The sequence below is a fragment of the Serratia sp. PL17 genome (assembly GCF_017832355.1).
Taxonomy (GTDB): domain Bacteria; phylum Pseudomonadota; class Gammaproteobacteria; order Enterobacterales; family Enterobacteriaceae; genus Serratia.
On the sequence record NZ_JAFIBY010000004.1, the window covers coordinates 296,132 to 317,905 of the forward strand.

A 21,774-nucleotide genomic window follows, 5' to 3' on the forward strand; every position below is an offset into this window, starting at 1 on the left:
TTGAGCAACCATCTCACAAAACGTGAAACCTATAGCCAATGTCCGCGCAAAAACGCCAATAAACACTCAGTTTCCGCGCGCTATGAACGGGTTTCAGCCTTTATCAAAGCCGCCAAAAGAGGCTCATGACGTTTTTGCAGCTTATTCCACTGCGGCTGTCTGCCAACCTTTAACATGCGTGCAAGCCGCTGCAAAACGCGGCGCCAAATCATGATGCGTGTTTCTGGAGCGCTTATTTCAAGCCCAATGCCAATCGGGTTTTATGCAGGGTATCGGGAGGCAGCGGCAGATAGCCGTCGTGATTAACCAGATCTTGCCCGGTATCGGACAGTACGCGATCGAGGAAGGCTGCGGTCAACGGCTCCAACGGCTGGTTGGGCGCTTTATTGATGTAGATATACAGGTAGCGCGACAGCGGGTAACTGCCATTGCGTACATTGGCATCATTGGGAGTGATATAGTTTTCACCAGACTCAGCCAACGGCAGTAGCCGCACACCACTGGCACGAAAACCGATGCTGGCGTAACCAATGCTATTGAGTGAACCGGCAACGGCCTGCACCACCGAGGCAGAACCGGGCAATTCATTGACGCGCGGCATAAAGTCGCCGCCGCACAGCGCACGCAACTTGAAATAGCCGTAAGTACCGGAGGCAGAATTACGCCCAAAACGTTGCAAGGCTCGCTGCTGCCAATCACCGGTCAGCCCCAGTTCCCCCCAGCGCGTCAACGGTTGGCTTTCACCACAGCGCAGAGTGGCGGAAAAAATTCGGTCAAGCTGCTGCAGGTTAAGCCCACGCAGAGGGTTGTCCTGATGGACCAACACGACCAGCGCATCGACAGCGACCGGTACCGCCAACGGCGCATAACCGTAGCGGTGTTCGAACGCCGAAACCTCTGCCGCCTTCATCGGTCGGCTCATCGGCCCAAGCTGCGCCGCCCCTGCTGCCAATGCGGTGGGGGCAGTAGAGGACCCCGCGGCCTGGATCTGCAAATTAACGTTGGGATAATGCTGACTGAAATCTTGCGCCCACAGCGCCATGAGATTTGCCAGCGTATCGGAACCGACGCTCGACAAATTACCGGACAGCATGCCGTCCGGCTGCGCCAGCGCGCCACGACTAGCCAACAGCACCAGGCAAAGCAGTAGCCCTCGGGTAATTCGGATCATTGAGCCTCTCGCGCGTTAATTTTTCACCGCATTCTCTGATAAAGCTGCGGGAACAATCAACCGGTTAGGCAAGGTAAAAATGAATCGGGTACCCATGCCCTGTTCGCTGAGGATCTCCAGACGTGCGTCATGATGACTTAATGCATGCTTAACGATCGCCAACCCCAACCCACTGCCGCCAGTCTGGCGTGAACGGGCCTTATCAACGCGGTAAAAACGTTCGGTCAGACGTGGAATATGCTCTGCAGCGATGCCCGGCCCGTTATCACTGACCTGGAACTGCGCGCCGCTTGGCGTTTGTTGCCAGCTCACCTCAATATTGGTGCCCTTTGGCGTGTGATTCACAGCGTTATACACCAGGTTGGATACCGCACTGCGCAACTGGTCGTCGTTGCCAAAAACCTTAAGCTGTTCGTTCACCCGGAAAGTAATCTCATGGTTCCCGCCGCTCAATGACTGCGCTTCGCGTTGCAGCACTCGCAGCATCAACGGAATATCGACCCGCTCGTTCATTTCTACATTTGGCGCGGCTTCAATACGCGACAGTGTCAGCAACTGCTTGACCAGACCATCCATGCGGCGAGTCTGTTCCTGCATGGTGCCCAACGCCTTGCCCCGCAGCGAACCATCCAGCTCTTCGTCGCTCATCATTTCCAGGTAGCCCTGCAATACCGTCAGCGGAGTACGCAACTCATGACTGACGTTGGCAAAGAAGTTGCGCCGGGCGCCTTCAAGCTGACGCATTTGGGTAACGTCACGCGCAACCATCAACAGCTGCCCTTCTGAATACGGCATCACGCGAAATTCAACGTAATGCTCATTGTTCAACTGCAGCGTTAACGGTCGAGAGAACTCCTGCTGTTGCAGATAGTGGCTGAATTCCGGATAACGCAGCAGGTTCAGGATGTGTTGGCCGTTATCTTCAGGCCAACGGAAACCCAGCAGATGCTGCGCCAACCCGTTACACCAGAAGATGTTACCTTCAACGGTCGTCATCACCACCGCATCAGGCAGTGACTCTGCGCCGCTGCGGAAACGTTTGATCAATAACGCCAGCTCACGACGTCGGCGACGGTTTCGCTGTTGCATCTGGTATAAGCCGTAAAACAGCGGTTCCCAGCTCCAGCGCCCGGGTGGCGGTGTCATGCTGCGGTCAACCCACAGCCAGTGAGAAAGTTTAAGTTGGTTGTAGAAGTTCCACACCAGCGCAGCCAGCACGGAGGCAAGCAGCAACCAGGGCAGATAACCGAAAATCAGCCCCAGTAATAAGGCAGGTAGGCAGAAAAGGGCCAGCTCCAGGGCCAGCCTCTTCCAGGATAGACGTTCTAACACGGCATATTCTCCAGCGCGGCGCGATCAGTAGCGCGTTGAGAATCGGTAGCCTGTGCCCCGAACGGTTTGAACCATTTTGTCATGACCAGTGGTCTCTAACGCCTTACGGAGTCGGCGGATATGCACGTCAACGGTGCGGTCTTCCACATAAACGTTAGTGCCCCAGACGTGATTAAGCAACTGTTCGCGGCTATAAACTCGCTCAGGGTGGGTCATAAAGAAGTGCAACAGCTTGAACTCGGTCGGCCCCATATCCAGCGCTTGCTCGTTGGCCATCACGCGGTGTGAGGAAGGGTCCAGGCTCAGCCCTTGCATTTCAATCACTTCTTCCACTGCCATGGGTGAAATACGGCGCATTACCGCCTTGATACGTGCCACCAGTTCCTTCGGCGAGAAAGGTTTGGTGATGTAATCATCCGCACCGACTTCCAGACCACGAACCCGGTCTTCTTCTTCACCACGCGCTGTCAGCATCATCACCGGAATATCGCGGGTTAGCGCTTCACGCTTCATATGCTTGATAAACTGAATGCCGGATCCCCCGGGTAACATCCAGTCGAGCAACACTAAATCAGGGAACGGTTCAGACAGGCGTGTCACGGCACTGTCATAATCCTCGGCTTCCAACGGTTGGTAACCATTCTGTTCCAACACAAAGCACACCATCTCACGGATCGGCGCTTCGTCTTCCACCACCAATATGCGTCTTGCCATCGTCAATCCTGCCAATGTGTTAGCTATCTGCGGGCGCCATTATGCGTCAGTTTTATGACACTTTTATGAAAAGAACACCCTGTTATAGGCAGTAAGCATAGCGATTATTTCCAACGTCAAAGAAAAATCATTCAGTTGTCATAATGATTCCGTCACGACAGCCGCCGCGGTGCCCTTTATAATCACCGCCATTAGCTTATCGCCCCGGGAGTGTCATGCGCCTGATCCACACCTCTGACTGGCATCTTGGCCAGTACTTTTTCACCAAAAGCCGTGCCGCCGAGCACCAGGCTTTTCTGCGCTGGCTGATAGACCAAATCGAGCAACATCAGGTGGATGCACTGATCGTCGCCGGGGACCTGTTCGATACCGGTTCGCCACCCAGCTATGCCCGCGAACTGTACAACCGCTTCGTGGTAGAGCTGCAACATACCGGCTGCCAATTAGTGGTGCTGGGAGGTAACCACGATTCCGTGGCGACCTTAAATGAGTCGCGTGAATTGCTTTCTTGCCTGAATACGACGGTGATCGCCAACGCGCAGGCTGAAACCGAACAGCAAATCGTGGTCCTGAACCAACGCGACGGCCAACCGGGCGCCGTGCTGTGCGCCATCCCGTTCTTACGCCCGCGAGATCTGCTTACCAGCCGAGCCGGTGAGTCAGGCGTGCAAAAACAGCAGGCGCTGCAAGAGGCCATCGCAGAACATTACCAGACGCTTTATCACGCCGCCTGTGCACGCCGCGACGCGCTCGGCCTGGCACTGCCTATCGTTGCCACGGGCCACCTGACAACGGTTGGCGTCACCACGTCCGATTCCGTGCGCGATATCTATATCGGCACGCTGGATGCCTTCCCGGCGCAAGCTTTCCCACCGGCCGACTACATCGCCTTGGGGCATATTCACCGTGCGCAGAACGTCGCAAAATCCGAGCACATTCGCTACAGCGGTTCGCCGATCCCACTCAGTTTCGACGAATTGGGCAAAGCAAAAAGCGTGTTCATGGTGGATTTCTCCGCAGGTGCTTTGCAACAGGTCAGTACGCTGGGCATTCCCAGCTTCCAACCTATGCAGCTTATTAAGGGTGATTTAGCGCAGATCGAGCACCAATTACGGCAGTTCGCCGACTATCAAGGTGAGTTGCCGGTGTGGTTGGATATCGAGGTCGCTACGCAGGATTATCTCAGCGACATTCAGCGCCGTATCCAACTGCTGGCCGATCAACTGCCCGTAGAGGTGGTGTTGCTGCGCCGCAGTAAAGAACAGCGCCGCCAGGCGATTGAACAACAGGACAAAGAAACGCTTAACGAACTGAGCGTCAATGACGTCTTCGAACGTCGTCTGGCGCAAGAACCTGATATGGCCGATGATCGCCGGCAACGCATGAGTCAAATGTTCCAGCAGGTCGTTGAAGCCGTTAGGCACCAAGATCAGGAGCCGAGCCAATGAAAATTCTCAGCCTGAGATTAAAAAATCTCAACTCCCTGCAAGGTGAATGGAAAATCGACTTCACTGCGGAGCCTTTTGCCAGCAATGGGTTGTTTGCCATCACCGGGCCAACCGGGGCAGGTAAAACCACCCTGCTGGACGCCATCTGTCTGGCGCTGTACCACCAGACGCCGCGCCTGAATGTCACACCGAGCCAAAACGAGCTGATGACACGCCATACCGCCGAGTCGCTGGCAGAGGTCGAGTTTGAGGTCAAAGGTGTCGGTTATCGCGCATTCTGGAGCCAGCGCCGAGCCAAAAATGCGCCAGACGGTAACCTGCAGGCTCCTAAAGTCGAATTGGCACTGCGTGACGATGGCAAGATCCTGGCGGACAAAGTGCGCGACAAACTGGATCTTACCGCCGCAATTACCGGGCTGGATTTCGGGCGCTTCACCAAATCGATGATGCTGTCCCAGGGCCAGTTCGCCGCCTTCCTTAACGCTGATGCCAATGATCGCGCCGAACTGCTGGAAGAGCTAACCGGCACCGAGATCTACGGCCAGCTTTCCGAACGGGTTTTCAAACAGCACAAACAGGCCAAGGTCGAACTGGATGCGCTGCACCAACGCGCCAGCGGTATTGAACTGCTAAATGATGAACAACGACAACAGCTGGAAAACCAGTTAGTTGAATTGGCGACACAAGAAAATACCCTCAGCGACCAAACCCGCCAGCAGCAGCAGGCGTTGAACTGGTTGCAATTTTGGCAGCAAACGCAGCAAAAACAACAGGCATATCAACGCCAACTGGACGCGGTGGAGCTAGAGCAAACCGCAGCAGAACCGCAACTACAGCAACTGGCACGCAGCGAACCGGCAGAAAAACTGCGGCCGTTGCTTAACGAACGTAACCGCTGCCGTCACGATCACCAGACGCTACAACAGCAGATTGCCCAGTTGACGCAGCAGCAGGAGCAGCAGCTCGCCCAGATGGCACCGTTGCAACAGGCTGTGGAACAAGCCCGTGTGCAACTACAGGCACATGTTGAACACCAGCAGGAACAACAGCGGTTGATCGACGATCAAGTCGTCCCGCTCGATAACCGGATTGCCCAGTTACAGAAAACGCAGACCGAACTGCAACAGATGTGCGATAGCGCCGCACAGCAGTATGCCCAGCAAAAAACGGCGCTGGAACAACTCGAGGTTCAGCGAACCCAGTTGACCGCACAGGCCGGTCAGCATCAGGAAAAGCTTAACGCCCTCACCGCCGCGCTGACGGCGCAGCAGCAACAGCAACATGCGCTGGAAGTCCAGTCGCCCCTGGCAGCACTGCGTCAACGTCAGGCTGAGCTGGCCGAGTTACGCCCGGTGCGCCAGCAGTTATTCACCCTCTCCTCGCTGTTTAGTCAAGTCAGAGAACGTCTGGATCAACAACGTAAAGAGTTTGCCGCCCGTCAGACGCAGCTCAGCGAACATGAAAAACAGCTCGAAGAGACGCGACAGCAATATAAACAACAAAAAGCACACCAGTCGGACGTGGAAAAAACCCTCGAACTGGAACAGCGCATTGTCAGCCTGGAAGCCGAACGCGCCCGCCTGCAAACCGGCGAACCCTGTCCACTCTGTGGCTCTTGTAATCACCCGGCCATTGAGCAGTATCAGACGGTAAAACCTTCCGAGACCGCATTGCGCCTGGCAGAGATGCGCATCAAAACTGAGGCCTTGTACACCCTGGGTACCGAACTGCGTACCCGTTGCGAAAGCCTGAGAGAACAGCAACAGCGCCAACAGCAACTCATCACGCAAGATGAGCAGCACGTTGTTGAGCACCAGCAAAACTGGCAACGCTTGACCGCGCCGCTGGCATTTGACTTTACCCTTCAGGACAGTGATCGCCTGAGCCAGTGGCTAACCACCTGCGACAACGAAGAGCGTCAGGGTCAGGCCGCTCTGTTGCAACACGAACAAGCGTCACACGCAGTGCAGCAGGCCAAAGACCAATTAGCCGCACTGCAAGCACAGCAGCAACAGGCACAGCAAGACAAGGCGCGACTGGACGAGCGTTTCATTCTGCTGGAGAAAAGCCTCGCAGAAGCCCTATTGCAACAGCAGCGCCTGCAGCAACAGTGGCAGGGAGGTGAACAAGCTCTGGGCGAGCAACGTGCACAGCGGCTTGCCCTGTTTGGTGAACGGCAAATCGCGCAGGAGCGCGAACAGTTGCGCGCCAAACAAGGGCTTTGCGAACAGGCCAGTCAACAAGCCGCCGAGCACTGGCAGAAAGCGCAGGAGCAACGCGATCGTCTGAGCGGCCAACTTGCTGGATTACAGCAACAGCTGTTGCAACAAAACGAACGGCTGCAACAGGCGGAACAAGACTGGCTGCAGGCGCTAGCCGCCAGTGAATTCAGTGATGAGGCCGCGTTCAATGCCGCTCTGCTTGATGATGCCCAACGCCAACAGTTGCAACGCCGCAAAGAGCAATTACAACAGCGACACGTTGAAGCCCGTGCACTGCTGGCACAGGCTGTCGAAAGCCTGCAACAGCACCAACAACAGCGTCCGCAAGGGTTGGATGAGACCCAGGCCGATCCCCAAATCCTGAGCCAGAGCCTGGAAACGCTGGCACAACGGTTAAAAACCTTGCAGCTGCAACAGGGGGAAGTGCGCAATCAGTTAGGCAGTGACGCCGCGCGCCGAATCAATCAACAGTCACTGTTTGAACACATCAGCCAGAGCCAGCAACAGTACGACGATTGGAGCTATCTCAATCAGTTAATCGGCTCCAAAGAGGGCGACAAATTCCGTAAGTTTGCTCAGGGGTTAACCCTTGATCACCTGGTGTATTTGGCCAATAACCAGCTTGGCCGACTGCACGGACGCTATTTGCTGCAACGTAAAGCCAGCGACGCACTGGAACTGCTGGTGGTGGATACCTGGCAGGCAGACGCGCTGCGCGATACCCGCACCCTGTCCGGCGGTGAAAGTTTCCTGGTGAGTCTGGCGCTGGCACTGGCGCTATCCGATCTCGTCAGCCACAAAACCAGTATCGATTCGCTCTTCCTCGACGAAGGCTTTGGCACGCTGGATGCAGAAACCCTCGATACCGCGTTGGACGCCTTGGACAGCCTGAATGCCTCGGGGAAAACCATTGGCGTGATCAGTCACGTTGAGGCAATGAAAGACCGTATTCCGGTGCAAATTAAGGTGAAAAAGGTCAACGGCCTCGGCGTCAGTAGACTGGAGCCACAGTTCCGGCTGGAATAGCCTGACTGGGCTGAGAAATGTGACCGCGGTGGCACTCCCTGGCGAAAAGCGTTGAGCCGCCGCGGACAAGGGTTATGATACTACCGATAACAGGATTGCTACTGTAGATATACAGGCAAAACCTGACGCACGGGATCGCTCCCGGGCGTCAGGTTTTTTCGTTTTCAGCGCGCTGAAACATCCGGGAAGAACCATGAAGATCGCTAAAATACTCAATAATAACGTGGTGATTACGCTGGACGACCGTCAGGAAGAGACGGTGGTGATGGGCAAAGGTATTGGCTTTAAAAAGAAGGCGGGGGATCTGCTGGACGAAGAGCTGATCGAGAAGATCTTTACGCTGAACGGCAGCGAAATGGCCGAGCGTTTTAAAACGCTGTTGTCTGAAATCCCACTGGCTTGCGTCACCACCGCCGACAAAATCATCACCCTCGCCCGCCAGCGCCTGCCAGGTAAGCTGCACAACATCGTCTACATCACGCTGACCGATCACATCCACTTTGCGTTGCAGCGCCATGCGCAGGGGCTGGACATTAAAAACGTGCTGCTGTGGGAAATCAAAAAACTCTACCCGGCCGAGTTTGCCGTCGGGCTTGAGGCGTTGGCGCTGATCGCCCAGCGGCTGGGCACCGCCCTGCCGGAAGATGAAGCCGGATTTATCGCCCTGCACCTGGTCAACGCACAGCTGAATGATGAAATGCATAACACCCTGCACATCACCCGCGTGATGCAGGAGATTTTGAACATCGTCAAATACCACTTCCGCTTTGACTATAACGAAGAAGCTCTGAGTTATCATCGCTTTGTTACCCACCTCAAGTTCTTCGCCCAACGCCTCCTGGGGAAAAACTACGTCGACAGCGACGACGATTCGCTCTATCTGGTGGTGAAAGAGAAATACCCTGAGTCCTTCGCCTGCGCGGGGAAAATTAATCAGCACATAGAAAAGAACTACCAACACCAGTTAACCAGCGAAGAGATGATGTTTTTGACTATTCACATCGAGCGGGTACGCAGCGAAAGCGAGACGAAAGAGGGTTAGCGTCGGGCGTCAAATACCCTGATGCCATATCTTGGAAAAACGGCATCGGCGGAAATCAGTGTTAACCCTTCCGCCTGCGCCTGGGCGATCAGCATGCGGTCAAAAGGATCGTTGTGATGCGGTGGCAACTGGCCCGCCTGCTGGCCGTGAAAAGCCGTCATTGGGAGCGACAGGAAATCTTCGGCATCAATCACCTCGAAAATGTCCTCCGGCAGCACCAACTTACCCAACACCTGCTTAATCGACATTTCCCAAATGCTGGCCGCACTGATAAACACCCTATTGCCGGGATCGGCGATCTGCTTTCTTGCCCCTTCCCCCAGGCTGGCATCGTCTATCAGCCACCACAGCAGTGCATGAGTATCCAGCAGCAGGCGCCTCATTCATCGCCCTCAAACAGCGCGGTAATGTCTGCATCGCCGTCATTGAAATTCTCCGGCACGGTAAATTTGCCCTTGGCGGCACCGGGTTGGCGGTTTTTCCCCTTGATAGCCGTCAACTGAACATATGGCTTCCCTGCTTTCGCTATAATCACGGTCTCTCCCTGTGCGGCTTTATCCGCCAGTTGGCTCAGGTTAGATTTGGCTTCGTGCATATTGGCCTGGATAGGCATACGCGACCTCCTTAGCTAAGTTAGCTAAAGAATAAAGGAGAGTCTAGTTTTTGTACAGAGAATTGATTAAAGCGCGAGCAGGCCCGCGCTTTTTTGCAACGATTACAGCTGCGGCCACAGCCAGGCTGCACCACGCACGCCGCTGGAATCACCGTGGACGGCTTTGCGGATCGGGGTTTCGCACTCGCCGCCGAAAACCCAGGACTTCACCAGCTGTGGTACGTGCTGATACAAACGATCCACATTGCTCATGCCGCCGCCCAATACCACCACGTCCGGATCAAAAATATTGATCACGTGCGCCAGCGATTTCGCCAACCGCAGTTCATAACGGCTGATGGCTTGCTCTGCCAAGGCATCGCCTTGTGCCACCAGGGACATGATCTCATGCCCTTTGAGCGGGGTGCCGCTCAAGCGTGCATAGTCAGTGGCAAAACCCGTGCCGGAAATAAAGGTCTCGATACAGCCTTGTTTGCCACAGTAACAGGGGACCTCAGCACGAAAGCGCAGTTCGTCACCGTCCAGCCACGGCAGCGGATTATGTCCCCATTCGCCCGATATGCCGTTACCGCCCGAGTGCGCCTGTCCGTTGATTGCCACCCCAGCACCACAGCCGGTGCCAATAATGACGGCAAACACCGTTTGTTTGCCGGCGGCTGCGCCATCGGTAGCTTCAGAAACCGCCAGACAGTTAGCATCGTTTGCAATACGCACTTCGCGCGCCAGCATTCGTGATAAATCTTTATCCAGGGGTTGCCCATTCAGCCACACCGAATTGGCATTTTTTACCAGACCGGTAAAAGGCGACAATGTGCCGGGAATGCCGACACCGACGGAGCCCTGTTGGCCGGTATTCTCTTCCGCCAGCATCACCAGGCCGGTAATGGCATTCAGCGTTTGCTGATAGTCATGACGCGGCGTGGCAATACGATGACGGAACAGCTCCTGCCCGTCATTGGCCAACGCGATTACTTCAATTTTGGTGCCACCCAGGTCGATACCAATGCGCACGATTTTTCTCCTCAATGCACCACAACGTTGCCACAGCCTAATATATTCAGTTGCCGGGATCACTCAATGACCGCCGAGTGTGACGGTGATGGCAATTTCCACATCCGAACACGTCCGTCTGCCGCTTATTAATTGGTCATCGGGTACACTGCATTTAAGCAGTTAACCTATTGATAACATTTTCCGCATAATATAATCCGGAGAGCAGCGATGAAACCTGCCGTATTGATCGTCGATGACGATCCCGCTATCTGTGACGTACTTTGCGACGTGCTCAATGAGCACGTGTTTACCGTCCACGCCTGCCACCGGGGCAGTGAAGCGCTCACCTTGATCAACCAGCAGCCGGATATTGCACTGGTGCTGCTCGATATGATCCTGCCGGATACCAATGGCTTGCTGGTACTACAGCAGATCCATCGCCTGCGCCCGGATCTACCGGTAGTGATGCTGACGGGGCTGGGTTCCGAGTCCGACGTGGTGGTCGGTCTGGAAATGGGCGCCGACGATTACATCGCCAAACCCTTCAACCCACGCGTGGTCGTTGCCCGCGCCAAAGCCGTATTACGTCGTACCGGCGCACTGGCGCTGGAGCCGGCCCTGCTCTCCTCGAGTAAACCCGAAGGCTGGCAGTTCAACGGCTGGTGCCTGGACACAAGCCGCTGCACATTGCATAACCCCCAGCGACAACCGGTTGACCTCACCCAGGGCGAATACGGCTTGCTGCTGGCGTTGGTACAGCATGCACGTAAAGTGCTAACCCGCGATCGCCTGCTGGAACTGACCCATAGCGAAACGCTGGAGGTGTTCGATCGCACTATCGACGTTTTGATCATGCGTTTACGGCGTAAGATCGAAAACAATCCACATCAGCCCGAACTGATCCGCACCATTCGTGGGCTGGGTTATGTTTTTGCTGCTGACGTCAGCCAGCCTGTGGCTGCCGTCTGATGTAATCCAACAATTCCGGCAATGGCCGTGCGCCATCGATCGCGTTGGCGCACAAGAGATTGAAACGCGCGCAGGCATGCGCTAGCTGCAACGTCTCCTTCAAAGACCCGTCTTCATGGCTGGCGTACAGCACTCCGGCACAGAAGGCATCCCCAGCACCCACGCTACCAACAATCTCGGCGTCACTCACTGGCCACGACGGCTGCCAACGTGCTTCGCCCGACGTTTCCAGCCCGTAGGCACCTTCAGGGCAGTGGATCACCACCCGCCGCCGCACACCGGCCCGTAATAATTGTTCTGCGGCTTGGGCCATCAAGGGCTGTTGCAACGCGCCGTCGGCCGCACGCAGCGCCAGCCCGGTAAACTCCCCAGCTTCTAACTCGTTGATCACCAGGTAATCCAGCCAGCGCAGCGCGGGCAGCACCAATGGTCGATAACGCGGATCCCCTTGACGTGACACCAGATCGAGTGAGGTTTGATACCCGCGTTGCTGCATCTGTGCCAAAAGACGTGCGCTACGCGTACCGAATTCTTCATCCGGGCGATCCAGGCTGTCGAGCAGCAACAAATAGCCTAAATGGAAAATTTTATGTTGGCTGTACAGTCCGTCAAAATCGGCCAGATCCAGCAACCGATTGGCGCCGAGTGCATGGAAAAACGTCCGCTGCCCACCCGGTTCAGTCATCACTTGTGACATGGACGTCATCGCCGCTTCACTGCGCCGTACAAAACTGCTGTCGACCCGGTGCTGCGCCAGCATCTGCAAAATGTAGTCACCGTCGGCGTCGCAACCAATCAGCCCAAGCGCAGCCAGCGGTAAACCGGTTTCCATACGCGCCAGCGTCAACAACACATTAAGCGGCGCGCCGCCGGTGGCACGCTGGCTGTGTTCAATCTCCACCAGCCAGCCCGGCTGTGGCCAGTGGGCAATTTGATGCACATGATCCACCAGCATGTTGCCTGCCGAAAAAATACCGCGGCGGATCATCACAGGCGCCCGGCGCTGCCGAAAATATGCATTTGCTGCTGCACCACTTCAGCGATCGACTGTTCCACCGCCAGCAGCACTTCAGCAAACTCATCGTAAATCGCGTGACGTTGCGTTATCCGCTGCTCAACCGCCCCCAGCGCTGCTTGTGACATACCCGTGTAGAAATTAATTTTGTGAATCCCCAGGCCAATCGCACGTTTGAAATCAGCATCGCTGATGCCAGAACCGCCGTGCAGCACCAACGGAATTCCCGCCTGATGCTCAATAGCCGCCAGCCGCTCAAAATCGAGCTTTGGCTCACCTTTGTATTTGCCGTGCGCATTGCCAATCGCCACCGCCAACGCATCAATTCCGGTCAATTCGACAAATTCACGCGCCCGCTGCGGATCGGTAAATTTATTGCTGTCGGCTTCGCCGTACAGCGCACCGCCTTCGTCACCGCCGACCGCGCCCAGCTCTGCCTCTACAGAAACGCCGACCGCATGGCACATGCGTACCACTTCTTGCGTCTGACGCACGTTCTCTTCGTAACTCAAACCGGAACCGTCAAACATCACAGAGCTGAATCCCAGCCGCAGTGCCTGCACCACCGCGTCGAAATGCAGGCCGTGATCGAGATTCAACACCACGGGAATATCATGCTGTGCCACTTCACTTTTAATCGCCGCCACCAGAGATTCCAGCGAGACATATTTAAAGTGCACTTCTGCAATATTAATAATGAAGGGCGACCGTGCCGCCTGCGCTGCTGCAAACAGGGCCCGCAGGAAGTGGCTGTCGAGCACGTTGAACGCACCTAACGCATAACCCTGCTGACGCGCATGTGCCAGCCCCTGAGCCAATGAAATCAATGCCATGCTGGTTCTCCTTAATCGATAAAGCGCAAATAGTCGTTACACAACAACCACTGCGGCGGCTGATCTTCTTGGATCTGGCTAAAGCGCTTGAGCGGTGTCAGGAAACGGTTGTCATTGTCGTCATCGTTCACCGTGGACACTTCACCGACCAGCACGTCGCCAAAGCCCTCCTCCCCCCAAAAACTGTGGTAGATACCTGGCGTCAGGCAAATGCTTTCTCCGGGTGCCAGCCGCAGCCGCGAACCGGCAGCGTGGGTCTGTTTGCAACCGTCCAGCGTGACGGTCACGGCGCTATCGGCCAGCGCTTCCTGCGAGTCGGCATTGTGTAACTCCACGATCAGGTTGCCTCCACCACGGTTGATGATGTCTTCCCGCTTACGCCAGTGAAAATGCATCGGCGTTACCTGCGCTTCGCGGCAATGCATGATCTTTTCCGCATAGCCTTTGGCATAAGGCTGCCCGCCGGGTGAACCATTGCGCAGGGTAAACAACGTAAGTCCCTGACGGGCAAAATCATCGCCGCCGAACGCCGTAACATCCCAACCCAGCTTCAGGTCGAACACCTCTTGCCACGGCTGGCGATCAAGCTGCCGCCAAACGGGTGGGCTGAAATGGGCAAAAGGGGGTAACTGAACGTCAAAACGGGCAAAAAAGTGCTGGGTTTGCTGCAGAATATGATTCACGGCGGAACGGTTCATGGTGCCTCCGGAAGCGCTTAAAGAATGGGGGGCCCGATCTGGCAGGCCCCGTAAATATACCCAAAATCATTCAAGATGCGTCTAGCCGGCAACTGAGTGAATCCCGATGAGCTTACTCAGGTAAGTGATTCGGGTTAACAAAGGCAGCCAACAAAGAGGCAGCTTGAAGGATAAGGGTATAACGGTTATTTCACCGTCCAGCCTTTGTAGCTGCCAATATTGTTTTTATCGATCATGGTGACCGGGATCAGCACCGGACCGGTCGGTGCAGGTTTGCCCTGCAGGATTTGATAACCGATCTCGACCGCTTTGGCCGCCATAACCTGGGGATCCTGTGCTGGCGTCGCCACAAACAGTGAATTGCCGCGTTTAAGCGCTTCCTCGCCGTCCGGCGATCCGTCTACGCCAACGATAAAGAATTCGCTACGCTGTGCTTGTTTCGCCGCCAGATCGGCACCGATCGCTGTCGGATCGTTAATCGCAAAGACACCGTCGATCTTCGGATTGGCCGCCAGCAACGCGGTCATGATCTCCAACCCGCCTTCACGGCTGCCTTTCGCGTTCTGGTTATAAGACAGCAGCTTGATCTCTGGGTGTTTCTTCAGCTCGGTCATGCAGCCTTCCACCCGGTTTTGCACGGCAGATACCGGTGGCCCATTGATGATCACCACGTTGCCTTTCTCTTTCAGGCGGTCGCTGATGTATTTACATGCCATGGCACCGGCCTGAGTGTTGTCCGAGGTAATGGTGGCGTCGGCACCTTCGGCCGCCACGTCAACCGCCACCACCACGATACCGGCATCCTTGGCGCGTTTGACGGCTGGGCCAATGCCCTTGGAATCCGCAGCGTTCAGGATGATCATATCGACCTTGGCAGCGATAAAGTTATCAATCTGCGCCACCTGCTGACCAAGATCGTAACCGCTCGACACCAGCGTGACGTTTACCTTGTCACCGGCCAGCTCACGTGCCTTCAGCTCAGCCCCCTTGGTGATCTGCACAAAGAACGGGTTGGCCAAATCCCCTACCGTCACCCCAATCGATCTCAACTCTTTTGCCTGCACCAACGACGCACTGCCGAGCGCAGCGGTAACCAGTAAAGCGGTAATCAATGGCTTGAAACGCATAGTGTTTTCCTCATTATTTTCTAATCTATGAAAAACCTGCCCCGGTGGGCGCTAACCAACTGATTTCTCTCACTCACTCAAACTTGCTCTAGGGTTTTCAAGCTGCAGCCAGCATGGCTGTCGCTTGAAAGACAACGGGTATTAGTGTTGATAATTACGGGTGCGGTATTTATCGATCAGTACCGCGATGATGATGACGGCCCCTTTGATCACTAATTGCCAGAAGTAAGAGACCCCCATCAGCGTCATGCCGTTGTTGAGGGTAGCGATAATCAGCGCCCCCACCAGCGTGCCGGTAATGGTGCCAATGCCGCCGACAAAGCTGGTACCGCCGAGGATCACCGCAGCAATCGCATCCAGCTCATAGCCCATACCGAGATTGCCGTTGGCGCTGTAAAGCCGTGAGGCACTCATTATCCCCCCCAGCCCTGACAGCAAACCGCTCATACCGTAGACGAACAGCAGCACCGCACCCACCTTGATCCCGGTCAGACGTGCCGCCTGGATGTTGCCGCCCACGGCATAGATGTGTACGCCCAGCGTGGTGCGGCGCAGGATAAACCAGCACAGCGCAATGACGGCAAAAGCGATGATCACCAGCCAAGGGATCGGCCCCAGATAAGCATTGCCGATCCATTCAAAACTGATATTGGAGTTGATAATGGTGGTACCGTCTGCCAGCAAATAAGCGGCACCACGCAGTGCGGTATAGGTCCCGAGCGTGACGATAAACGGCGGCAAACCGGCGTAGGCCACCAAGAAACCGTTAAACAACCCCATGCCCAAGCCGGCCAGAAGCGCCAGCGGAATTGACATTCCGGCGAAGCCCGGCATCAATGAGACGGCCATTGCCACCACTGCCGTGGTGCCCAGCATCGAACCGACCGAGAGATCGATACCGCCGGTCAGGATGATAAAGGTCATGCCCGCCGCCAATACGATGTTAATTGACGCCTGCCGGGCGATATTCAGTAGGTTGGCATCGGTAAAAAAGTTTGGCGCAACAAAACCGAAAACGGCAACGATCAAGATCAATATCGGCAAGATACCGACGGTTTGCATCATATCGCCCAGTAATGCCCGTTTTAGCGTAGGGTTCTTTGCACCTGGCGGCAGCGAATTTGATGTCATGGCAGGCTCCTTGAGCGTGGGGATAGAATTATTCATGCGGTTGTCACCTGCGGCTGAGGGGAGTCGACGCCGGTTGCCAGCGCCATAATATTTTCCTGGCTGATATCACCGCCGTTCAGTTCCCCAACGATGCTGCCTTCGTGCATCACGTAGACCCGGTCGCTCATACCGACCACTTCAGGCAGTTCACTGGAGATCATCAGGATCGCCACACCCTGCTGTGCCATCTGGCTCATGATGCGGTAAATTTCGCTTTTGGCACCGACGTCAACGCCGCGCGTCGGTTCGTCGAGGATCAGAATGCGCGGGCCGATCGCCACCCAGCGTGAAATCAGCAGCTTTTGCTGGTTGCCGCCGGACAGCCCACCGGCACGTACCTGGGCATGCGGCACGCGGATATTCAACAAGCTGATAGCGTCACTGGAAATACGCTGTGCCTTGCGGCGATTGAGCAGGCCATAGCGGCCGTCACGTTCCAGTGTCGCCATGACGATATTTTCATGCGCTGCCAGATCGAGGAATAACCCCTGCTCTTTGCGGTTTTCCGTAAGAAAACCGATACCCAGGGCAATGGCATCGCGCGGTGAATGGATATTGGCCAACGTGCCGTCAATCTCCACCGTGCCACCACTGGCCTTGCGCACGCCAAATATCAGCTGAGCCAGTTCGGATCGCCCGGCGCCCACCAACCCGGCAAGGCCAACAATTTCACCGGCGCGCACTTGCAGGCTGACGGGTTTCACCTTCTTGCCATCGGTCAGGCCGTGCAGCGTCAGGCGTGGTTCGCCCACCGCAATGCCCGGTTCCTTATTGAACAAATCACTTAATGGGCGGCCCACCATCATGCGCACCAATTCGCTGGCGGACAGTTTGTCGCGCATCAGGCTACCGACATATTGGCCGTCGCGCAGGACACTGACGCGGTCCGACAGTTCATACACTTCCGCCATGCGATGGCTGATGTAAATAATCGCCATGCCCTCATCACGCAGGCGCTTGATCAGCTCGAACAATCGCTGCGTCTCACGTGAAGAAAGCGCCGCCGTCGGCTCATCCATAACCAGGATGCGGCTGTTGCGATGCAGCGCACGGGCAATTTCCACCTGTTGCTGCTCGGCGATGGTTAATTTCATCACCCGATCGCCGGCGCTGAACTGAGCCCCCAAACGATCGATCACCTTCTGCGCGTCCAGCAACATCTGTCCGCGTTTTACCAGGCCACCGCGCTGGATCTCGCTGCCCAGAAATATGTTCTCTGCCACCGTCAAGTTCGGTGCAAGGTTCATTTCCTGATAAATCAGCGTGATGCCTGCTGCCAGGGCATCTTTTGGCCCTTTAATGGCGAACGGCTGCCCATCGATAAAAATTTCCCCGCTGCTGGCGATATAAGCGCCGGCCAATATTTTCATTAAGGTACTTTTACCTGCACCGTTTTCCCCCATCAACGCGTGAATTTCCCCGCGATATACCGTCAGATTGACGCCTTTAAGCGCATAAAACTGACCAAAACGCTTGGCGATGTTGTGCATTTCCAGAATCGGGATCGCGCTCATCGTCATACCTCAGGTTAGGGTTCGGATTGAGAGCAGTTAACCACGCATAAATAAATGCAAAATGTCAGCGTCCATTCATCTTTGTCATATTGTTAATGAAACGGGGATCTATACTGCGAACAGTCAGTTACGGGAGATACGATGCGCAGATTGCCTTTCCTTGCCGGTGCTCGTGGGCGCTTGCTGATGTTCAACCTGCTGGTTGTGGCGGTGACGCTCATGGTCAGTGGGGTGGCAATCGTCGGTTTTAACCATGCGGGCAAGCTGCAGGAACAGGTGCAGGCGCAGACGCTGAAAGAGATGAACGGCAGTATGGCGTTAAGCCGGGACACGTCAAACGTGGCGACCGCCGCGATTCGGCTTTCGCAAGTGGTTGGCGCGCTGGAGTACCAAAGCGAATCCGCTCGACTGAAACAGACTCAGCTGGCGCTACAGGCTTCACTCAGTCGGTTGGCAGAAGCACCCCTGGCACACAGTGAACCGGCCCTGGTCAAACGCATCATCAGCCGCAGTAACGCGTTGGAAACCAGTGTGACCCGCATGCTGGATCTCGGGCACGCGCGGCATTTACAACGCAATATTCTTCTCAGCGGCCTGTATCAGTCACAAAGCACGCTGCGGCATATCGCCAGCCTTAACCAACGCCATAACCTGAACCAACCTTCGCAGCCGCTTCTGAGCCAAATTGATCGGCTGCTGGCCATTGCCATTCAAACCCCAACGCCCAAGGCAGCAGCCCAACAGCTCGATAGCGTGATGGCCTACTGGCCGCAAAACAGCCCAGATGCGTTGGTGGATGAGAAAATGCGGCAATTTCGGGACAATGAACAACGGTTGCTGCCTGAAACACTGGAGTTGGAGCAAAGCGATCTCGCCCTAGCCTATTACACCTACCATATCAAAGCGTTAGTCGCGATGCTCAACGATGATATCAATCTTTACGTACAGAAAGTGGCGGACGAATCGGAGCTACGTACCCACCAAACGCACCATGAACTCAGTTCCATCAGCGTATTTATCGGCCTGTTTGCGCTGCTGGCGCTGGTGATTACCGGTTTCGCCGGGTTGTATATCTACCGCAACCTCGGCTCGAACCTGACCGCAATTGCTAACGCCATGACGCGGTTGGCACGGGGTGAGCGCGATGTCAGCGTACCCGCGCTGCAACGCCGCGATGAATTGGGCGAACTGGCACGCGCATTCAACGTTTTTGCACGTAATACCGCCTCACTCGAACAGACTTCCCGCCTGTTGAAAGAGAAAAGCACCCAGTTGGAAACCACGTTTCTGGCGATGCGCGACGGCTTCGCACTCTTTGATAACGACGGTCAATTGGTCGTGTGGAACCCGCAATATCCTCTCCTGTTGGGATTAAACGAACACCAATTACACCGGGGACAACACTACCGCGAGCTGCTGCAACACGTGACGCCTCCGGCCGGCCAGCGTTGGGATGCGGTGTTGGCCAACCTCTCCAGCGAACTGCCGCAACCGCAGGAGCTAAGGCTGAGCGATGGGCGCACCGTCGAGCTGCGTTTTAGCCCGGTACCAAACCGTGGCGTGGTCAACGTGGTGCTGGAGCGTACCGAGCGTAAAGCGTTGGAAGAAGCACTGTTGCACAGTCAAAAAATGAAAGCAGTCGGCCAACTCACCGGCGGATTGGCGCATGATTTTAATAACCTGTTGGCGGTAATTATCGGCAGTTTGGAGCTGACGACCCAGCAGACACAGGACGCACAGACTGAGCAACGCATCGCTCGCGCACTGAAGGCTGCCGAACGCGGGGCACAGCTCACCCAGCGACTGCTGGCGTTCTCTCGTAAACAGGCACTGCACCCGCAGGCCATCACGCTTCACCTGCTGGTAGAAAATCTGCAGGAGTTGCTACGTCATTCACTGCCCACGACGCTGTCCCTGGTCATTGAGTCTCAGCATCCCGGCTGGCCGGCGTGGGTTGATGCTAACCAGTTAGAAAATGCGCTGATCAATCTGGTGGTCAACGCCCGCGACGCCATGGAGGGCCGCAGCGGCATAGTGAAGATCAGGACCTACAACCAACGCGTGGTGCGCAGCGGCGGCAAGAAACAGGACATGGTGACGTTAGAGGTGATCGACACCGGCTGTGGTATGTCGGAAGAGGTCAAAGCGCAGGTGTTCGAACCCTTCTTCACCACCAAGGCCGTGGGCAGCGGCAGTGGACTGGGGCTGTCGATGGTATACGGGTTTGTTCGCCAGTCAGGTGGCCGGGTACAGATTGAAACCACTCCGGGCCAAGGGACACTGGTGCGCTTGCAGTTGCCACGAGCGCCTACGCCAGCACTGATAGACGCACCGGCCCTGCCAACCGAGGAAGATGACGACAGCGGCAACCTGGTACTGGTATTGGAAGATGAAAACGACGTGCGCTATACGTTGTGTGAACATCTACACCAGCTCGGCTACCTGACGCTGGACTGTGCGGACAGCCATGAAGCACTGGCGCTGTTACGTCAGACGTCGGATATCGGCGTACTGATAAGCGACCTGATGTTACCGGGCGAGCTGGACGGCGCACAGGTGATTGGGCTGGCGCGAGAGATTAATCCGCGCATCACGGCCTTGTTGATCAGCGGTCAGGATATACGTCGAAACCACGAAGACACGCTGCCTAATGTGGAATTGCTGCGCAAGCCTTTCAGCCAGCGTCAGCTGGCGATGGCGTTGCAACGGGCACGTCGTTCAAACGCGGTCGACGACGCAATTGAGAGGGAATGAGGCGATTTTTCGCCTCTGATTCGTTATTATGCCGCCCTGCTTTTGATGAATAAGCGTGCCAGATGCACGCCCAGCCAGGGATAACATTATGCTGTGGTTTAAGAATTTGATGGTTTACCGTTTGAGCCGCGAAGTTGCGCTAAACGCGGATGAAATGGAAAAACAGCTCAGCGCCTTTGCTTTCACCCCGTGCGGCAGCCAGGACATGGCGAAAACCGGCTGGGTCTCCCCGATGGGCTCGCACAGCGACGCATTGACGCATGCAGTGAATGGCCAGATCGTCATCTGTGCGCGCAAGGAAGAAAAAATCCTGCCGTCGCCGGTCATCAAGCAAGAGTTGCAGGCCAAAATTGAACGCCTGGAAGGTGAGCAACACCGTAAACTGAAGAAAACCGAGAAAGACGCACTGAAAGACGAAGTGCTGCACAGCCTGCTGCCGCGTGCCTTCAGCCGCTTTAACCAAACGTTTATGTGGATAGACACCGTCAACGATCTGATCATGGTTGATGCTGCCAGCGCCAAGCGTGCGGAAGATACACTCGCGCTGTTGCGCAAAAGCCTGGGTTCTCTGCCCGTGGTGCCGTTGACCATGGAAAGCCCAATTGAACTGACGCTGACTGAATGGGTACGCTCCGGCGAACTGCCTGCGGGCTTTATCATTCAGGACGAAGCGGAACTGAAGGCAATTCTGGAAGATGGCGGCGTTATTCGCTGCAAAAAACAGAACCTGATCAGCGATGAGATTGCGGTGCACATTGAAGCCGGCAAGCTGGTGACCAAACTGGCGGTTGACTGGCAAGAACGCATTCAACTGGTCCTGGCGGACGACGGCTCGTTGAAACGTCTGAAGTTTGCTGATGCGCTGCGCGAGCAGAATGACGACATCGATCGTGACGATTTTGCCCAGCGTTTTGACGCCGACTTCATCCTGATGACCAGCGAGCTGGCGGCGTTAATCAAGAACACCATCGAAGCTCTGGGTGGCGAAGCCCAGCGTTGAGCCTGCAAAAACTGCGCCTTTGCTCCAGATGCGCAGCTTTTGCCAAATAAACAACCTACCCAAATTAATTTGAGTTGCAGCCAGGTGGCAAGTGCGAGAACCCCAGGGACTTACGCAAGTAAGTGACTGGGGT

Annotated in this window: 18 protein-coding genes; 6 read left to right on the forward strand and 12 right to left on the reverse strand. The window is 55.7% G+C overall.

Annotated elements, in window-relative coordinates; translation table 11 throughout:
* Positions 1 to 232 precede the first annotated feature (232 nt).
* Genes JOE25_RS15570 through phoB form a run of 3 tightly spaced genes read right to left on the reverse strand, consistent with a single transcriptional unit; the run spans position 233 to position 3,217 of the window.
* Positions 233 to 1,171, reverse strand: a complete 939-nt coding sequence (locus tag JOE25_RS15570) for a phosphate ABC transporter substrate-binding protein PstS family protein (RefSeq protein ID WP_209636602.1) — start codon at positions 1,169 to 1,171, stop codon at positions 233 to 235.
* A gap of 15 nt (positions 1,172 to 1,186) precedes the next feature.
* Entirely contained in the window at positions 1,187 to 2,503 is a 1,317-nt protein-coding gene (gene phoR / locus JOE25_RS15575; RefSeq protein ID WP_209636604.1) for a phosphate regulon sensor histidine kinase PhoR, read from the reverse strand.
* 24 nt (positions 2,504 to 2,527) lie between these two features.
* Complete coding sequence (phoB, locus tag JOE25_RS15580; protein ID WP_004949222.1) at positions 2,528 to 3,217, reverse strand: phosphate response regulator transcription factor PhoB; 690 nt, start codon at positions 3,215 to 3,217, stop codon at positions 2,528 to 2,530.
* Between the two features lie 215 nt (positions 3,218 to 3,432).
* On the opposite strand from phoB, the gene sbcD reads away from it, so the two are divergent.
* The 3 genes from sbcD (at position 3,433) to JOE25_RS15595 (ending at position 8,955) form a co-directional block, all read left to right on the forward strand.
* Positions 3,433 to 4,665, forward strand: coding sequence for an exonuclease subunit SbcD (gene sbcD, locus JOE25_RS15585; protein WP_209636606.1), 1,233 nt, complete (start codon positions 3,433 to 3,435; stop codon positions 4,663 to 4,665).
* Positions 4,662 to 7,913 (forward strand): exonuclease subunit SbcC, encoded by a 3,252-nt coding sequence (sbcC, locus tag JOE25_RS15590; RefSeq protein ID WP_209636609.1) that lies wholly within the window; start codon positions 4,662 to 4,664, stop codon positions 7,911 to 7,913. The genes sbcD and sbcC overlap by 4 nt, the downstream gene beginning before the upstream one ends.
* A 193-nt stretch (positions 7,914 to 8,106) precedes the next feature.
* On the forward strand, positions 8,107 to 8,955 hold the full coding sequence (locus tag JOE25_RS15595) for a PRD domain-containing protein (RefSeq protein WP_209636611.1): 849 nt from the start codon (positions 8,107 to 8,109) through the stop codon (positions 8,953 to 8,955).
* Here JOE25_RS15595 and JOE25_RS15600 read toward each other — a convergent pair.
* The 3 genes from JOE25_RS15600 to mak form a co-directional block, all read right to left on the reverse strand.
* Positions 8,952 to 9,338 carry a type II toxin-antitoxin system VapC family toxin gene (locus tag JOE25_RS15600; protein WP_209636613.1) on the reverse strand — a complete coding sequence of 129 codons (387 nt, stop codon included), beginning with the start codon at positions 9,336 to 9,338 and terminating at the stop codon, positions 8,952 to 8,954. The two genes, JOE25_RS15595 and JOE25_RS15600, sit on opposite strands and share 4 nt — an antisense overlap.
* Positions 9,335 to 9,568, reverse strand: coding sequence for a type II toxin-antitoxin system Phd/YefM family antitoxin (locus JOE25_RS15605; RefSeq protein WP_209636615.1), 234 nt, complete (start codon positions 9,566 to 9,568; stop codon positions 9,335 to 9,337). Before JOE25_RS15605 ends, JOE25_RS15600 begins: the two co-directional genes overlap by 4 nt.
* A 102-nt stretch (positions 9,569 to 9,670) precedes the next feature.
* Entirely contained in the window at positions 9,671 to 10,579 is a 909-nt protein-coding gene (gene mak, locus JOE25_RS15610; RefSeq protein ID WP_209636617.1) for a fructokinase, read from the reverse strand.
* A gap of 210 nt (positions 10,580 to 10,789) precedes the next feature.
* On the opposite strand from mak, the gene JOE25_RS15615 reads away from it, so the two are divergent.
* The gene (locus tag JOE25_RS15615; RefSeq protein ID WP_209636619.1) at positions 10,790 to 11,530 is read left to right on the forward strand and encodes a response regulator transcription factor; all 741 of its coding nucleotides are present in this window, start codon (positions 10,790 to 10,792) and stop codon (positions 11,528 to 11,530) included.
* Here JOE25_RS15615 and JOE25_RS15620 read toward each other — a convergent pair.
* The 6 genes from JOE25_RS15620 to JOE25_RS15645 form a co-directional block, all read right to left on the reverse strand.
* Positions 11,505 to 12,518, reverse strand: coding sequence for a carbohydrate kinase family protein (locus JOE25_RS15620; RefSeq protein ID WP_209636621.1), 1,014 nt, complete (start codon positions 12,516 to 12,518; stop codon positions 11,505 to 11,507). The genes JOE25_RS15615 and JOE25_RS15620 overlap by 26 nt on opposite strands.
* Complete coding sequence (locus JOE25_RS15625; RefSeq protein ID WP_209636623.1) at positions 12,518 to 13,378, reverse strand: ketose 1,6-bisphosphate aldolase; 861 nt, start codon at positions 13,376 to 13,378, stop codon at positions 12,518 to 12,520. Before JOE25_RS15625 ends, JOE25_RS15620 begins: the two co-directional genes overlap by 1 nt.
* 11 nt (positions 13,379 to 13,389) lie before the next feature.
* The gene (locus JOE25_RS15630) at positions 13,390 to 14,076 is read right to left on the reverse strand and encodes a D-lyxose/D-mannose family sugar isomerase (protein ID WP_209636625.1); all 687 of its coding nucleotides are present in this window, start codon (positions 14,074 to 14,076) and stop codon (positions 13,390 to 13,392) included.
* Positions 14,077 to 14,261: 185 nt separating this feature from the next.
* Positions 14,262 to 15,203 carry an ABC transporter substrate-binding protein gene (locus JOE25_RS15635; RefSeq protein WP_209636628.1) on the reverse strand — a complete coding sequence of 314 codons (942 nt, stop codon included), beginning with the start codon at positions 15,201 to 15,203 and terminating at the stop codon, positions 14,262 to 14,264.
* 141 nt (positions 15,204 to 15,344) lie between these two features.
* Entirely contained in the window at positions 15,345 to 16,334 is a 990-nt protein-coding gene (locus JOE25_RS15640; RefSeq protein ID WP_209636630.1) for a ribose ABC transporter permease, read from the reverse strand.
* 32 nt (positions 16,335 to 16,366) lie between these two features.
* A complete protein-coding gene (locus JOE25_RS15645) occupies positions 16,367 to 17,887 on the reverse strand; it encodes a sugar ABC transporter ATP-binding protein (RefSeq protein ID WP_209636632.1) in 1,521 nt (506 codons plus the stop codon).
* Between the two features lie 141 nt (positions 17,888 to 18,028).
* Between JOE25_RS15645 and JOE25_RS15650 the strand changes: the two genes are divergently transcribed.
* Together JOE25_RS15650 and rdgC are read left to right on the forward strand one after the other, a co-directional pair.
* On the forward strand, positions 18,029 to 20,641 hold the full coding sequence (locus JOE25_RS15650) for an ATP-binding protein (protein WP_209636634.1): 2,613 nt from the start codon (positions 18,029 to 18,031) through the stop codon (positions 20,639 to 20,641).
* 88 nt (positions 20,642 to 20,729) lie between these two features.
* Positions 20,730 to 21,641 carry a recombination-associated protein RdgC gene (rdgC, locus tag JOE25_RS15655; protein ID WP_006321205.1) on the forward strand — a complete coding sequence of 304 codons (912 nt, stop codon included), beginning with the start codon at positions 20,730 to 20,732 and terminating at the stop codon, positions 21,639 to 21,641.
* The last annotated feature ends 133 nt before the right edge of the window (positions 21,642 to 21,774 follow it).